General features: G+C 69.5%; 9 protein-coding genes and 3 pseudogenes. 7 read left to right on the plus strand and 5 right to left on the minus strand.

From position 1 onward, the window contains the following. Positions 1-15 precede the first annotated feature (15 nt). From ACWCPW_RS38865 to ACWCPW_RS38875, 3 genes and pseudogenes are all read right to left on the minus strand, one after another. Positions 16-1,437 carry a hypothetical protein gene (locus ACWCPW_RS38865; RefSeq protein WP_449766313.1) on the minus strand — a complete coding sequence of 474 codons (1,422 nt, stop codon included), beginning with the start codon at positions 1,435-1,437 and terminating at the stop codon, positions 16-18. 605 nt (positions 1,438-2,042) lie between these two features. Beyond that, a complete protein-coding gene (locus ACWCPW_RS38870) occupies positions 2,043-5,093 on the minus strand; it encodes a hypothetical protein (RefSeq protein ID WP_449766314.1) in 3,051 nt (1,016 codons plus the stop codon). Positions 5,094-5,218: 125 nt separating this feature from the next. After that, positions 5,219-5,355, minus strand: a pseudogene (locus ACWCPW_RS38875) (IS982 family transposase); the annotation flags it as partial. 56 nt (positions 5,356-5,411) lie between these two features. Here ACWCPW_RS38875 and ACWCPW_RS38880 point away from each other — a divergent pair. The 4 genes and pseudogenes from ACWCPW_RS38880 to ACWCPW_RS38895 form a co-directional block, all read left to right on the plus strand. After that, on the plus strand, positions 5,412-5,807 hold the full coding sequence (locus tag ACWCPW_RS38880; RefSeq protein ID WP_449766315.1) for a hypothetical protein: 396 nt from the start codon (positions 5,412-5,414) through the stop codon (positions 5,805-5,807). Next, positions 5,776-7,026, plus strand: coding sequence for a hypothetical protein (locus tag ACWCPW_RS38885; RefSeq protein WP_449766316.1), 1,251 nt, complete (start codon positions 5,776-5,778; stop codon positions 7,024-7,026). Before ACWCPW_RS38880 ends, ACWCPW_RS38885 begins: the two co-directional genes overlap by 32 nt. Before the next feature lie 477 nt (positions 7,027-7,503). After that, on the plus strand, positions 7,504-8,379 hold the full coding sequence (locus ACWCPW_RS38890; RefSeq protein ID WP_449766317.1) for a hypothetical protein: 876 nt from the start codon (positions 7,504-7,506) through the stop codon (positions 8,377-8,379). A 198-nt stretch (positions 8,380-8,577) separates the two neighbouring features. Beyond that, positions 8,578-8,823: pseudogene (locus ACWCPW_RS38895) on the plus strand (IS5/IS1182 family transposase); the annotation flags it as partial. Positions 8,824-9,064: 241 nt separating this feature from the next. Here the strand turns inward: ACWCPW_RS38895 and ACWCPW_RS38900 are convergent. Continuing rightward, positions 9,065-10,627: a ricin-type beta-trefoil lectin domain protein gene (locus ACWCPW_RS38900; protein WP_449766318.1), complete on the minus strand. Its 1,563-nt coding sequence runs from the start codon at positions 10,625-10,627 to the stop codon at positions 9,065-9,067. Between the two features lie 213 nt (positions 10,628-10,840). Here ACWCPW_RS38900 and ACWCPW_RS38905 point away from each other — a divergent pair, with 213 nt between their 5' ends. Further along, the gene (locus ACWCPW_RS38905; RefSeq protein ID WP_449766319.1) at positions 10,841-11,380 is read left to right on the plus strand and encodes an ArsR/SmtB family transcription factor; all 540 of its coding nucleotides are present in this window, start codon (positions 10,841-10,843) and stop codon (positions 11,378-11,380) included. A gap of 46 nt (positions 11,381-11,426) precedes the next feature. Here the strand turns inward: ACWCPW_RS38905 and ACWCPW_RS38910 are convergent. Further along, a pseudogene (locus ACWCPW_RS38910) lies at positions 11,427-12,407 on the minus strand (polyprenyl synthetase family protein); the annotation flags it as partial. 406 nt (positions 12,408-12,813) lie between these two features. On the opposite strand from ACWCPW_RS38910, the gene ACWCPW_RS38915 reads away from it, so the two are divergent. After that, positions 12,814-13,572 carry a MerR family transcriptional regulator gene (locus ACWCPW_RS38915; RefSeq protein WP_449766320.1) on the plus strand — a complete coding sequence of 253 codons (759 nt, stop codon included), beginning with the start codon at positions 12,814-12,816 and terminating at the stop codon, positions 13,570-13,572. A gap of 398 nt (positions 13,573-13,970) precedes the next feature. Next, a complete protein-coding gene (locus ACWCPW_RS38920; protein ID WP_449766323.1) occupies positions 13,971-15,068 on the plus strand; it encodes a transposase family protein in 1,098 nt (365 codons plus the stop codon). Positions 15,069-15,218 lie beyond the last annotated feature (150 nt).

Consider the following 15,218-nt stretch of genomic DNA (forward strand, 5'->3'; position numbering starts at 1 on the left):
GTCGCCATCGGAACCTCATGACACCTCCCGGTGACCGAGCCGCTCCAGCGCCTCCAGCACTTCCGCCAGGAAAGCAAGAGCGGCGTGGTGATGATCCTCGGCATCCCGGTCCGCGATGACCCGGTTCATCTGGTCTTGGGCCGCCAGCAGGTCACCGATCGCCTCACCGTTCGTGATCTGCTGACTGGCCACGCCCCAGGTCGCCCGCAGCAACAGGACGTTCCCCAGCCCCAGTCGGTGGACGGGCAGGTCGCGTGGGCGGGGGCCCCACCGGTGGCGGCGGTCCGGAAGCAGGCCGGCGAGACGGGCGACGGCCGCGTCCAGGGCAGCTCGGGTGGGCGCCGGGCCACTGTCGCCGAGTTCGAAGTGCATCACGGCGGATAGGCAATTCGCGAAGGAATGCTTGACATGGCGGATGACGCGCATGTCCGCCAGGTCATCGGTCAAGTCCAACGCCACCCGGTAGAAGCGCACCGCGCTGTCCAGATGCTGAACCTGCGACCGGCGGGTGTCAGGGGCCGTAGGTGTGCCGGGCAGGGGAACATCGGGCCGAACAGCCCGTTCACGCTCGTCGGCGGCACAGTCCATCGCGTGATCGCCACGCAACTCCGCCGCGGTGGCACGCACCGGGGGAAGACCGCTCCCGCGATGCTCGAGAAAGGCGAGTGCCGGTTCGAAGCCGCCCCGATCCGCGTGAAGCATCGCATACGCCTCGAAAACCTCGAAGAGTTCGAACGCGAGCAACGGCCAGAAGTCCCTGTCGTTCCGGAGCGCCACGATCTCCGCGCGCACCATACGGTCGGCTTCCTGCTGGTGCCGGTCACCCGCGCGAAAGGACAGCGCCAGTTGGGCGTGAACATGGTTCAAACGCGCGAAGTGTCCTTCCAGACGAGGGGTCCGGGGATCTCGAATCGCCGCCGCGCAGGCCTTTGCCATCGCCATGGCGTGTCGCGTCCCAGCGGGTTGCACAAGCCCGTGCCGCATCTGGACCTGCTGGACGGCCGGCGCGACGGTGCACAGGTAGGCCGACGCACATCCCAGAGTGGCCGCGGAACCGAGCAGGATCGACGGACCCTTCGCCAGATGCAGGACCTGCAGACACAGCACCCAAGCCGTCGCTCCGGGGGCCGGAGCCCACACCATGGCCGCCAACCTGGCAGGGTCGGGCCCCTCGAACCAGCGCTGCGCCCGGACCCGCATCACCGCCAGAAGACCGACCCCCCACAGGGTCGAGAGCGCCGCAGAGGCCGACACGGACACGGTCACGCTCGCGCCGTTCACGAACAGAACTCCGAAAAAGGCCAAGGCCAACCCGACGGCCATGGCGGCGACACCGGTCCGTGCCCTGCGGCGGCGGTCGACGGCCGCCTCATGTTCACGCTCCACGTCGTCGTTCGCGCTGCCCGAACCGATCCCTGGAATCAGGCTTCCGTCCACGCAATCCACCCCCCCTACAGAGACGAAACGGACAAGCTCGCCGTTCCGGCGCGCCGCGACAAGTAGGAGCACACCGTCATGTCGGTGCGCCCCTTCACCACCCCGCGCGCCCCGACTGTTTCGGGCGCCTGCTGTCGGATCGACTTTCGCGCCGGGGAGCGGCGCCCGTTCACCGCCACCGTGAGGTGTCCCCATCGCGACTCCCTATGGCTGGCAAATCAGGATCCCGAGGCTGAGAAGCTCGCTCCCGGCCGCCATTCGCAGCATGTGGGATCGTGCCCCGAGGCAGGAGTTGGACCCCACGTGCTCGGCCGGGGAGGCCGGCGCGAGGGCACAGCCCGCTTCCGACTCGACCAGGCCCATCAACTGGCCCGGGCACCACGCGTAATGGACCCGCTGTCCACAAGCAGATCGAAGCGGCCGAGGCGATCGTACGGTCCGCGATCGAGGCCACCGTCAAGCTCCGGGCGCCTGACCAGCATTTCTATTGTCCTCGTCCGAGGGATCGCGTCGACTGGGTTCTCCGACGGCTGAGGGGATGTCACCTCCGGTCTCGCCCTGCCATCCGATGATTTCGGGTGAACGGGTGGGCCCCGCCCCAAGCTTCAGGTGGGGAGATATTCGACGAACCACCAGTCCGTGCGGTCGTCGCGCCAGACCACGAGCTTGATCGCGGGGATCGAGCCACCGGACGGAGTGACGGTGCAGGTGGAGCGAGTGGACAGGGCCCGATTGCCGGGGGCTGTGGGTGCCGTGCAGACGGGCGGGGTCCTCGCGTAGGCGGACAGTCTGATGCCGAGGTTTGGGGGATGACGCTCGATGAGCGTGGGATAGGGATCCAGGAGTCCGCTGGTGGTGACGGGTGTGTTGTCGTAGGTGTCGCCGAGCCAACCGCCGGTGTAGAAGCGGGCAGCTTCCCGGTCACCTCGGTTGGCGGCCTCGAGCAGGAGGGCGGCCGCTTCCTGAGCAGACTCGGCCTGGCGTACGCGGGCGGGAACCCGGTACGGCCCGGCTCTGCAGGATTGGATGGGGGAGCGGCTTTCGCTCCGATTGACACCGCCCCATTCGGCGACGGGAACGAGTCGGCCGTTGCGCCACGCGTAGGCTGTGCGACTCCACTTGACGATGTCGGCGGGGCCCGTGGTGTCGGTGTACAGCACGAGGAGGCGTTCCCGGCCCCCGTCGGCGGGGGTCGCGCACTCCATCGCGGACTGTCGGTTGGCGCTCCCGCCGACAGTCAGGTCCGTGCGCTCGCCGTCGTCGGATTGGGTGAGGGCCAGGGTTCCGCGCTGGGTGAGCGACACGATGGTGACACTGATTGCGTTGGCGCCCGAGTAGGAGTCGAGTTGCACCTCTTCGCCGGTGTCGCCTACGACGTCGCCGATGGCGTAGATTCGCGGACTGCCACCCGGACGCCACAGGAAGACCGCAGGGCGCCGGGGTGGTTCGGCGGCGGGGATCCGCCCGCTGTCCAACTGGGCTACGGCGCTTTGGCTTTCGCCCTTGGACCACAGGGCGAGTCGGTCCGGGAGGCGGTTGCCGTCGAGGTCCGCGGCGATGATCCACAGGCACTGCGCGTCCTGCGGGATCGGGGATGGCACCGGCTTCGGTGCGGGTCGGCAGGGTTCCGCCCCGGAGGCAGTGGACAGGTCCGTCACGGGCAGGTCGAACAGACCACCGGACCGTGGCACCGTGGCGGGACCCGGCACGGACGGCTTCGGCGTCTCGGTCGGTGTGGGGTTTTGCCAGGAGGCGAAGGAGGGCTGTCCGCCCGCCTGTAGGTACCGCTGGAGCGACAAGAGGAGGGACAGCGCGGCGGACCCGGCATCCAGGATCTCGACCGGCATGTTCCAGGGCATTTTCTTGGCCAGCGCTGTCAGTACCTTCCGGTCGATCGACCCGGCGTCGAAACCGGATCGGAGCAGCAGCGCGATGAGGTTTTCCGGGTCGGACAGCAGGCCGGTGAAAACTTCCCCAAGCGCAGCGACCTGTGCGCGGGGGCCTTGGGCGTTCTGAAGCGCGAAGACTTCGTCCAGGAGGTTGGTGCCGATGGTCACCAGCAATCGGTCGTTCTGGAATGCCTTCAGCCCGACGTGCGCCGGTTGCACGTCCAGCAGTAGGCTCACCGAGGGCTTGATCACCTGGGTGAACAGCGTGAAGACGCCGGCGGCCGCCCGCACCACGCGTACCGTGACGTCGCCCGGTGGCAGCGGGAAGGCGATGGTGGTTCCCTGCTCGGTGCCTGCCGAGATCCCGTACCAGGACGTGGCGGGAGACGCGTGGGCAAGTGTCACGGTCTGCTCGCCGGTCTCGACAATGTCGACAAGATCGACCAGTTCGCTCCGTTCCCAGAACGACTTCTGGCAGGCATCGATGTGTCTTTTCAGGAACGGCACCCGGCAGCCGGCGAGTTTGGCGAGGTCCACCACCAAGGACACGGCGAGTTCGGACACCTTGGGGATCTTCGCGGTCTCCGGTGGGACCAACAACGCGGGTGGTTGTGAAGGCATGTCGGTGCCCCGGAAGACGAATGTCCAGGCACCGCCGTGGTTTTCGGCTCGTACTTCGCCGTTTCCGTCGGTGCGCGTGGTGACGCACAGATCGACGGGCAAACTGGCTCTCGGTTCGACCCGGGGTACCGGTACGCAGCTCGGGGTCGGGTCCGCTTGCCGGTCGAGCACGGACACCGTCTCGGATTCGGCCCCCCGTTTCGGGGGCGTAGCCGCCGGCTGCCCGCTCTGGTGAAGCCGCCCGGATCGCGGTAGGAGCGCCGCCGCGTCGCGGGCCTGCGGGTACGCGGTGCGGGCGTCGGGCAGACCCTCCGCCAGGGTCGCGAGATCGTCGCGCACGGCGGCCGCCAGATCGTCGAACGCGGCGGTCTCCTGAGCGGTCGGGTGTTGGAGGTAGTCCGGATCGGTCGGCGCGTGCGCACACAGCAGCATGGACAGGCGCTCGGCGACGGGGCGTGCGCGCGGGCCCTCGCGGGCCACAGTCATCAATATGTCCGCCTCGACGGGATCGGCCGTCACCAGGCCCGGTCGGATCAGGGTCTGCGCCACCGCGGTGCTGAGGCATGTCACTTCGACGGGTAGGACGGATACCCCGGGGAGTTTCCACACCAGGGACGTCCCCACCACGCGGCCGGTGGCATCCTCGGCGGTGACCAGTCCGGCTGCGTTCGGCGTTACGTCGATGCGGGCCCGACGCTCCTGGGAGGTATCGGCGGTTGCGGTGCCGGACAACAACGCCACGCGGGCGGCGTGCCGTTCGTCGCCGGCGCGCTCGAGTGGATACCGACGCCCACCAATCACCACGACGGACACCCGGCTCGTCGAAGGACCGAGCCGTACCAGCGCATCGACGGAGACGGTCTTCCGCTCGTCTTTCGCGTCGTTCCCGCGGTTCGACGCAACCAACAAGGTGGCAACGACCGTTCCGACGACGACGAACGTGATCACTGCGCCCCATCGGCGCCGGACGTAGACCCGGGCCAATGGTCGTCGGGCCGTCATGGTTTGGCCCGCGTATCCGCAACGTATCCGACCCAAGAACACCCGGATCGGCGATTTTCGACAGCCACGAGGCACCCCCTGCCGCTCGCCCTGACACGGCAAGATTAGGGACTCTCTTCCCGTTGTGTGGGTACTTGAGAACATTCCACAGAACCGCCGGGGCGCGTTCGGGACGCGAAACGCGACCAACGGCACAACGAACCTCAGAGGTTCCCGGACGAGAGTGGCAACTCCCGATGCCGGCCTGCGGCCGGGCGTTCGATACACGTTTGCTTGACCAGCGGCAACGCCACGCGTAGGCGCTTGTCGTACCCAGACTCGTGTGGAAGGTACGGGAACAGGACGGCCAGGCGCCTGCGGGCGAACGCAGCCGACGTGCCTCGGAGTGGAAGCCGAGCAGGGCCTGGCCCGTACCCCGCTCCGCGGAGGCTGCGTGCAGGTGCAACTCGTTACTGTGCGGCCATGACCTTTCCCAGCGCGCGGTTCGAAGGATGCTTTCCCGAGCTCTTCGGCTTCGTGCTGCTCGATGCCACAGGGCTCGACGATCTCGGTGTCGGCAGCCCTGTCGGCAGGAATCCGCTGCAGTTGTTCAGCACGAGTGAGCAGGGCGATCGGGTCGTACGTGACGGCATCGCGATTCCCGCGCAGAACATCGATCCCGGCTTCTACACCGTGCTCGTACGCCACGTCCGGAGCCCTTCACCGTGGCAGGACCCCAAGGTGACGTCCGCCGGGTGGGTTCTGCACGTCCGGTCGAGAGAGCTGCTGCTGTGCGGCCTGGGCTACCTCACGAATCGGACACCCGACCATCCCCGGCATCGTCGCGTTGCCGGCTCGCACGAGTTCGGGTCAGCATGAAAGTCACTGCCCGAAAACGCGCTGCATGAGGCGTTGGATCGGTGCACTATCGACGGTCATCGGACGTGCATCGCGGCGGCGAGCCGAGAATCGGGCAACGCGTGGGCCGGCGACTCGGCGGCAGCAAAGGGCCGAACGCGAGGCGGACATCCTGCGTGCCCGTGTCCGAGCCAGTTTCGGCACCGACGTCGACGCACCGCTGACGTTGATCATCGACACACCACAAGGACCGTTCGCGCGGCGCGTGGAACACGCGCTGCCGCTGCCGCCCGGCAAGGACGACGGGATCGGCATCGAGGAAGCCGCGCAACGGGCCGCGGCAACGTGGGGGCTCCCCGACTTCGTGTACGGCTCGATCATGCTTGAACTCGGCTCCGGTCGACGAGAACTCGGGGATCGCCTGCTCATCGTCGGCCGCCAAGCGGCCGTGGTGCAGATCAAGAGCCGCCAGGGCGCCCTGCGTGACGCGGACGGCGAACGGTCGTGGATTTGCAAGAACACCGACAAGGCAACGCGGCAAGCCAAGGGAACCGTACGCAACCTCAAGGCCGCGCCCGCCGACTTCGTCAACGGCCGAGGCCGCCAACTTGCCGTCGACGGCAACGCCTTCCGGTGGATCGCGGTGGTCGTGGTCGACCACCCCGACCCACCGGACCACACCACTGTCACCGCGGACGCGGGTGACCTGCCCGCCGTCTGTCTCCTCCGACGAGACTGGGACTTCCTCTTCGACCAGCTCCGCTCCACCCGCGCGGTGCTGAACTATCTCTTCCGTGTCGCTGCCATGCCCGCTCGCGCGCTGGGCGACGAACCGGTGCGCTACTACGAACTCGCGGCCGCCGACCTGGCCGCACCAGCCGACCTCTACGACACCACATGGCTGGGATCCGCAGCCGTCACCCGCAGTTGCCCCACCCTGCCGCTCGAGCCCCTGGGTATCGCCCAACATCGCGCGCACGTCGTGATCCGCGTGATATGCGAGGACATCGCCGCAAGTCCGCTGACCGACGCCGGCGAACACGAACGCCTGCAAGCCCTCGCGGACATCGACGCCCTGCCGGTGGCACTTCGCAGCGAGTGGGGGAACTCCTCGTGGAGATGCTTCTCGACGTCGCGCACGTCCCCGACGGCGACGTCAAATGGCGGTTCCGCCGCTACCTCAGCCCGGAAGCCCGGCAACTCGCCTTCGGAACGGCGACCCGCTACGGGGAAGACATAGCCGAGGCGGCACGCCGCTGGGTCCGACCGCGTCACCACGAATTCCAGCTCGCCGAGAGAGAATCCGAAGACCGAGTCACCCTCCTGGTCCTGCTCACTCCCCGGCACGACGGTTCGCGCCTGTGGGACACCTCCATGTTCCGCACCGAGGGCAACACCCGGATGAGCGCGGACGAACTCGCCTATTGCCGAACCCTCTTCCCCGGCACCGGCGTCGCCTAGCGGCCTCCAGAACCGCACTGGACGTCCCTGCGCCCGGCGCGGCGGCCTGCGGGGGCCGCGGTCGCCGGTCGAGGCGATCACCCGGATAGCGTGGTCGAAGGCGGAGTCGGGTCCAGCTCGGAAACGTGGCCGAGCAGCTCTTCTTCGTCGGCGTCGAAGCCGCGCACCGAGGTGGCGTGCGCGTCCGCCGACCGGACATTCGGAAGTCAGGGCGGTCGCGGTGGTGCGTGGGTTGCCTCGCGGGCGGGGGTGGCTCGTGGCGCAGACGCGGGTGGTGGTGGCCGGGGTCCTGGTGGTCGTCGCGGGGTTGACTGCGGCGGTGGCGGGTCTGGCGGGCGAGGCGGCGGCAGGGGATGCGCGGTGGCCGTGGCCGGTGGACTGGGTGCGGGTGCACGCGTGGTGGGTGCCGGCCGCGTCGATGCTGCTCGGTGTCGTGTTGGCGGTGGCCGCCATGCTGGTGCAGCGCCCGGGCGCCGACGCCGGGGATCCTCCGTCGCCATCGCCGTTGCCGGTGGAGGACTGGTGGGTGGACCGCGAACAAGCCTCCGTGGTGATAGCCGCCGTGCGGGCCGGTGGGTGCGGCACGGTGGGGATCACCACGGGCCTGCACGGGGCGGGCGGTTTCGGGAAGACGACGCCGGCGCGGGTGGTGTGCGCGGATCACAGGGTGGGGCGCAGGTTCCGCGGTCGCGTCTACACCGTGACGATCGGGCGGGACGTACGCGGACGGGCCGCGATCGCGGCGAAGATCGCCGAGGCAACGCGGTTGATCACCGGGGACCTCACCCCGTTCGACGACCCACAGTTGGCGGGCGCGCATCTGGGACGGCTCCTCGACCGGTGGGGGCGAGGAGGTGGGTGGCGCGGGCCAGGTCGCGGCGCCAAGCGGACGGTGCGGCGCTGGCTGCAACCCTTGCGGGCTTCCGGACGGCCGGCGCCGAAGGTGTCCGACACACCCCCTGTCCGTTTGGTCACCCAGTGGCTCACCCGCCACCCCGACTCTTTCGCCGCAGAGGAAACGCTGCAGCTCAAGCGCATCCTGGCGCGCAGCCCCGAGCTCCAATACGTGTCCCAATGCGGTGTGGGGGTTCGCCGAGATGATGCGCGACCGCCGCGGATGCGAACTCCCTGACTGGATCGACCGCGTCGCGGCCCGAGGGCTGTCCGCCACTACGCGCATTCGCCGTGAACCTCCGTCGCGACCTCGACGCTCTCACCGCCGGCCTGTCGCTGCCCTGGAACAGCGGTCCGGTCGAAGGCGCCGTGACACGCGTCAAATACCTCAAGAGGCAAATGTTCGGGCGGGCCAACTTCGACCTCCTACGACTTCGGATCCCACGACGAATACCGCCGTCTGGTGCGCGCCCTCGGCGTCAAGCCGCTCATCGCACGGCGCGGTGTCGAACACGGATCAGGCCTGGGCACCCAACGCTGGGTCCTGGAACGCGCCTTCGCGCATCTGCATTGGTTCCGCCGCCTACGGATACGCTGGGAGATCCGCGACGACATCCACGAAGCCTTCCTCAACCTCGCCTGCTCAATCATGTGCCGGCGACGCCTGAAGTCATTACGTTAGAGGTTCTAAGTCTCGATTGCCCCGATGCCACGACGTGGGGTCGACGTTGTCGGGATCGTGGGTCCACCGGTCGCCGTCGGAGACCGGTGGGTCATGACGACGGGTCGGGTCGGCGGTCGGGTCGGGTCGGTGGGCGGGTCGCCACGGGTGCGGATGTCGGGCGCCGTACTTCGCGCAGTGCGTGACGTGGAGCGCGGCGACCAGGCCTGGGTTGGTCGCCGCGATGATGCTCGACGGTGGGTCAGGTCGGCAGGTACCAGTTCTGGTTGGGGGTGGCTCGGCAGTCTGCGAGCCGGAGTGGTGCGTTGTCGGCCGTGGATCCCTGGGGGTTGTCGAGGCAGAGGTTGTCGGCCGGGTGGCCGAGGTATCCGCTGGGGTGGACGACCCACTTCTGTTCCGTGCTGCCGTTGCAGGTGACCAGGGTGACGGTCCGGTCGGCGGCGGGTTGCAGGCAGAGGCCGAGGGCGCGGAGGGTGTTGTCGTTGGCGAGCGTCCAGATCTGCGGGTCGTTGTAGGTGCAACCCGACAGCACCGCGGGTGCGCCGGTGGTACGGCCGGTGAGGCACTTCCCGGCGGTCGCGTTGGTCAGGCCGCCGGAGACCGGCACGCCGTTGTACGGCAGCCGCCACTGCTGGGCGGTGGTGCCGTTGCAGGCGTACAGCTGCAACTGCACGCCCCAGGCCGTGGACGAGCCGGGGTCGTCCAGGCACAGGCCGGTCCCGGTGTCGACCAGCGCGTGCGAGGGCCCGGGGCGCCATTTCGCGGCGGCGTCGGTGCAGGTGCCGGTCGCGACCGGGCTCCCGGGTTCCGTGCCGGTCGCCTTCAGACACATGCCGAGCACGCGCAGGGTTCCGTCGTTGGCGAAGGTCCACTTCTGTGCGTCGGTGCCGTTGCAGGGCCACAGGACGATCGGGTTGCCGTGGTTCGTCGCCGAGTGCAGGTCGTCCATGCAGCGGTCGGGGATGCCGGAGGAGATCGTGCCGACGGGCGCTCCGGTGACCTTCTCGACGGAGAAGGAGGTGGTGGCCAGGCCGGTGCCGTTCCTCCAGATCTCGAAGCCGGCGGAGATCCCGCACAGGTATTTGGCCTGGGGCAGGAGGCCGCGGCTGATCGCGTCGATGGCGAAGAGCCGCAGGTCGAGGCGGTCGACGGAGTCGGTGCCGGTCGGCAGCTGGTAGTTGACCAGCTGGTGGGTGTTCGAGATGTCCGCCTTGGTCACCCGATAGCCGGTGCCGGCGATGTCGGCCGTCCCGAGTTCGTCCTTGAAGTAGGGTTCGGTGCCTTGGGCGTTGAGCCAGATCATCAGCTCGTCGCTGGTGTCGGGGTGGCAGTACTTCTCGTCGCTGCGGTTCTCGACGTCGGTGAACCACAGGTCGTAGGTGGCGTTGTAGGTGCCGTCGACGCCCTGGCGCGTGTGCCAGGTGCTCGTCGTGTCGCCGAGCTCGGCGATCGGGATCCTCAGGTGTTCGGCGGGCGGCTCGGTGTACTTGATGTACGCGTACGCGCCCGGGCCCAGGGCGGGGTTCCTGATGGTGTCGGGAGTCAGCTCGCTGGTGGAGAGTACGAAGTCCGTGCCGCCGCTGGTGGTGACGCACTGCATCACTTGGGCGTGGTCGGCATTCCACTCGCCGGGCCCGAGCTCGTAGGACGCGCCCGAGGACACCGCAGTGACCGTGTCCTGCCCGCAGATCTCGCCTTCGGCCGCGACCGCCGGCCCGGCGGCCCGGCCGAGTCCGGTGACCGCACACAGCAACGCGGCGCCTGTCAGCGCCACACGGCGCGGCAACGGGCTGTCACTCCACATGACGACCTCCTTGTCGTAGTCGCGACGCGCCAAGGGCTGCTCTCGACGGGACAGCCGACGTCTCGCGTCGATCGGATACCGCCTCGTGGTCGACCGCTGTCGCCGCGAGGTTCGTGCCGGAGGGGCCCTGATCGCCGCGATGCGTGCAGCCCCGCGGTCGGGCGTCGCGACGCCCCTCTTGCTCAACAGTCAAGGATCATTGACCATTGGGCCATGCCGGCACAAGACCTCCCCGAGACACTCCGGGTCACCACTGAGGAACAGCTACGCGCGGTCTCCAACCTCACGCGCCACCGGATCATGGCCGTGCTCCGCTTCGAGCCCGCCACAATCACGCAGATCGCCGAGCGAGTCGGCCTCGCGAAGGGCAGTTCCAGCTACCACGTACGGCTGCTCGAACGGGCCGGCCTGGTGAAGGTCGTGCGGACACGCAAGGTCCGGGGGGTCACCGAGCGGTACTACGCGATGGCCGCCCGCTCGATCGTGCTCCCGGAACCGGGCGAGGGCGGCCCGAACGTGCTGATGCGGCACGCGGTGGCCGATCTGGAGGCGGCGCCGACCGACCCCGAGCGGCAGGTCCGGATGGCGCATCTTCGGCTCACGGACGAGCAGTTCGCCGAGCTCGGGGCGCGGCTGCAGGCCCTCGCGGACGAGTACCGGGAGCTGTCCGACCCGTCACTGCCGGACGCGTCGTTCGTCTACGCGCTCTTCCGCCCGGCGCCGCACCGGCAAGGCGAGAAGAACGGCGGGTGACCCCTGACGCAACCACCGGGTTCGGTCGACGCGGACTCTCGGCGGTCTTGGCCTGGTTCACCGCGACGGCCTGTTTCACGGATGTTGTGGTCCGCCCCTCCTGGCCGGTGTCCCGTACCCGGCCCGCGTGCGGCCGGCTCCAGCCGTCGCTCATCATCCGCGGCGCCTGGCGGGTGCGGGGGTGGCTCTGCTCGCCCAGGAGGGTGAAGGCCGGCCCCAGCAGGGCGTCGCCGACCATGAGGGCGCACTCGGTGCCGTGGGCCGCCCACAGGGCCGGCCTCCTGCGGCGCACCGGGTCCCGATCGAGGACGTCGTCGTGGATGATCGAGGTGTTCACCGGGAGATCGCCGACGACGGTGGCGGCAAGGCCCCGTTCGACGGGCCCGCCGTCGACACCCGCGCACAGCAGCGGGAGCACCGGACCCCTGCGTCCGACGCCGCCGGGCCGGCCGGTGACCGGCCCGCCGTCCTTGCCGGCCCAGCCGTAGTGGTGGCGGACGGCGTCGAGCGGCGGTCGGGGCAGGCTTTCCACCACGCCCCTGACAGCCGGATCGATGATCTTCCCCCCTGCGTCGAAGATCTCCTCGGCCGTGCGGCCACCGGTACACGGGTCGGAATGCACGTCGGTGCTCCTTCTCGGCCGTGCGGCCACCGGTACACGGGTCGGAATGCACGTCGGTGCTCCTTCGCTGGGGTCGGGCGCCCAACGGGCCGACGAGTCGCCGGCGCCGGATGTCACGCAGGCCCGGTCCGGGACCGCCGACCGGCGAGCACCAATCGGTGACGGAAAGGCCGGGCATCGCCCTCGGGTGACAACCACCGCACCGCGACCACCGTGCCTCACCGAGCAGAGTCGTCCAGCCCGCCGAGTGCCCCAGTGACAACTACGGCGCCTCGGCACAAGTCTCACGGTCGTGGCATCGAACACGGCATCGAACCGAGGGCGGGCTAGAGAGCCGCGGCGCTCGCCGGACGTACGGAACGGCTGAGGATGTGCCACGAATCCGACACCGAAGCGGTGTGCCATCGCTGTGAGACGGCGAAGAAGCCGCTGGTCGGAACTCCTGTCTGTGCCATGGGTGTCGAGACCCTTCACTCCAGGAAGCTCAGGTGCCTCGAAAAGAATGCTCCCCCGTGACCTGCGAGGATGACGGGAAGCGTTACCCCGGGTAACACGTGTTGCCCACCCGGCTCTGTTCACGAGAGACGACAGCGTTTCCAGGGGGGTTGGGGAGACACCGGGGTTCTGGCCAGGGTCCGAGTGTTCATGGGTTTCGGCAGCGGGGAGTCCGTTCCGCTTGGCGTGTGGACCGCGCCTGTTCGACTGCGAGGAGCATGGGTCTCGGGGTTGAAGTTGCCGTTGCGGCAGCTTCTATCGTCCTGGACAGGGCCGGAGAGACCGGCCCGGCGACACATGTGCGAGGGAGACGGTGATGGACTGGCCGATCGCGGAGGTCGCACGGATGTCCGGCGTGACTGCCCGAACCCTGCGGCACTACGACGAGATCGGCCTGCTCCCGCCGGCCCGAGTCGGGGCCAACGGCCACCGCCACTACGAGGAGATCCAGCTGTTGCGGCTGCAGCAGATCCTCGTCCTTCGAGCCCTGGGCCTGGGGCTGCCCGAGATCGGCCGGGTCCTGGCCGAGCAGGTCGACGAGGTGGAAGCCCTGCGCGGCCACCACGGGCGGCTGCTCGCCGAACGCGACCGCCTCGACGCCCTGGCCGGCACCGTCTCACGCACGATCGCCGAACTGGAACAATCCAGGAAGGACGGCAGACCGATGACCATCAACCGCCCGGAGAACCTGTTCGAGGGCGTGACGCCCGCCCAGTACCAGGAGGCCCTGCGCGACTTCCCCGAGCACACGCAAGCGGTAGCCCGCCGGGTCGCCGAGATGAGCCCGCACGACGTCGATGCCGGGCAGCGCGAGCGCACGGCACAGATGGTCCGGCTGGCCGAGCTCATGACCGCCGGGCACCGCGTCGACGCCGAGCCTGTGCAGTCCGAGATCGACGCCCAGTACCGAACCCTGACCGCGCTGCGCACCGTGACCGCCGACGAGTACCTGGCCATGGGCCGCTCCTGCCTGGACAACGACGCCTGGCGCGCCGCGTACGAAGCGATCGCCCCGGGTCTGGCTGCGTACCAGCGCGACGCCATCGAGGCCTACGCCACCACCCGGCTGAACTAGGCACAGTGCAACCGCCATCTCGGGACGGGTCCGCGATGGCGGTTGCACCGTGCCACGGTGACCGGCGATGTTCGATCCCGAGGGCCGACCACGGCCACCTTCACAGGGTGCTGCTCGTTCTCGTGAACAACGACTCCGCTCACGAAAGACCGCCTCCCGACGAGCCGAACAATCGCTGTCGGAAGTCGGGTTCTGCCTCAGGTTCTGTGGACTGCGCACGCTGAGTCACGACCGGGGTCGTCTGGGCCGTGGGGAAGTTGCCCGGAATTGGCCTGTGGTCGGGTTGGTATGGCCGACAGTTCGGTGTCGTGGATGAGATCTTGCTTCGACCGGTGGAACTGCTGTTTCCGTCAATCGCGAACGTCGCGGTGTTGTCGATCGACGCGGACAGCGACGCCGTGCGCGTCGAGGCCCGGTGCACGACGGCCGGTGCCTCCTGTCCGGCATGCGGAACCTGGTCGGACCGTGTGCACGGTTCCTACCTGCGGTTTCCCGCCGATGTGCCGTGCGGAGGGCGGCGGTTGGTGTTGCGCCTACGCGTTCGCCGGTTCGCCCGCCGCCCCCGTCCGCACCCGCCTGCTGCGCCGCGTCGACCCGCCCCACCGTGTCCGACCGCTGCGCTCCGGTGCCGGCGGAGACCGCGGCCCGGGGTGGGGTGGGGCCCAACTCGACGAGTGCCGTGCGCTGCTCCTCGCCGAGGGTGTTCCAGTCGGCGCGTTGCCGGGCGATCCATCGTTGCCGGGAGACGTGCCAGTGGGGCACGTCCGGGTGCCTTGTGCCTTTACCGCGTCGCGCTCACGCCCGCCCAGCCCGCCCCGCCCCGCGCCGCCCGCTCCGCGCCGTCACCGTCGCCCGCCGGGCCGTCCGTCGACTTCCCGGCACCAGCGATCTCCTCTGCTGCGCCGCTACCGCCTCGTGCTGCGCCGCTACCGCCCCGCCCCGCCCCGTGCCGCGCCGCCGCTGTCCGCCGCTGCGCCGTGTTCGGAGCGGATGCCGCTTCCACTCCGGCGGTCGACTCCGTGAACGGTTGGCGTGTGCCGAGCTGCGCGGGGAACGCCCCGCACTGGACGAGGCAGGCCCGTTCGGCGAGCCCGGCCCATCGGCGGCATCGTTCGTGGGATCGACGTCCGGGCCCGGCCGGCAGTGTGGTGGACCCGGACGGTGGGCCGATCCCGTGGCCCGACGCGAGGATTCCCCGGTGTGGCCCGGGACCAGCGTTTGCGGGACTCGATGCGGCACATCTAGGATTGTGGTCGGTCGAGAGGGAGCCTGCCAGGAGACGGGATACGACGCCATGCCGGACGCCGCCGACACTGATACTCACACCCATCCGCCCAGCGAAACCGTCGACGCCCGACAGGACGGTGCGCGTGAGCGTCTGGTGTGGATGGACGTCGCCGTGTGGCGCCGGGCCCGTGCACGCGCGGCCGACGACGCCTTGGACCTCACGCCGGTGCTCGAGGCCCTCCTGGACGCCTACGCCGACGGCCGGGTGACGGTGACCCCGCCCGTTTCGGGTCGCTCCCTGGGCCCGACCCGCGACGGCACCGCCCGCACCGGCTGCCGCACCGGCCCGCTGTCGCACCACGTGTGGTGGCGGGGGGGGGGCCCCCGCGCGCCCCCCCGGGGGTAATCCAAACCCCACC

The sequence above is a fragment of the Embleya sp. NPDC001921 genome (genome assembly GCF_053594475.1).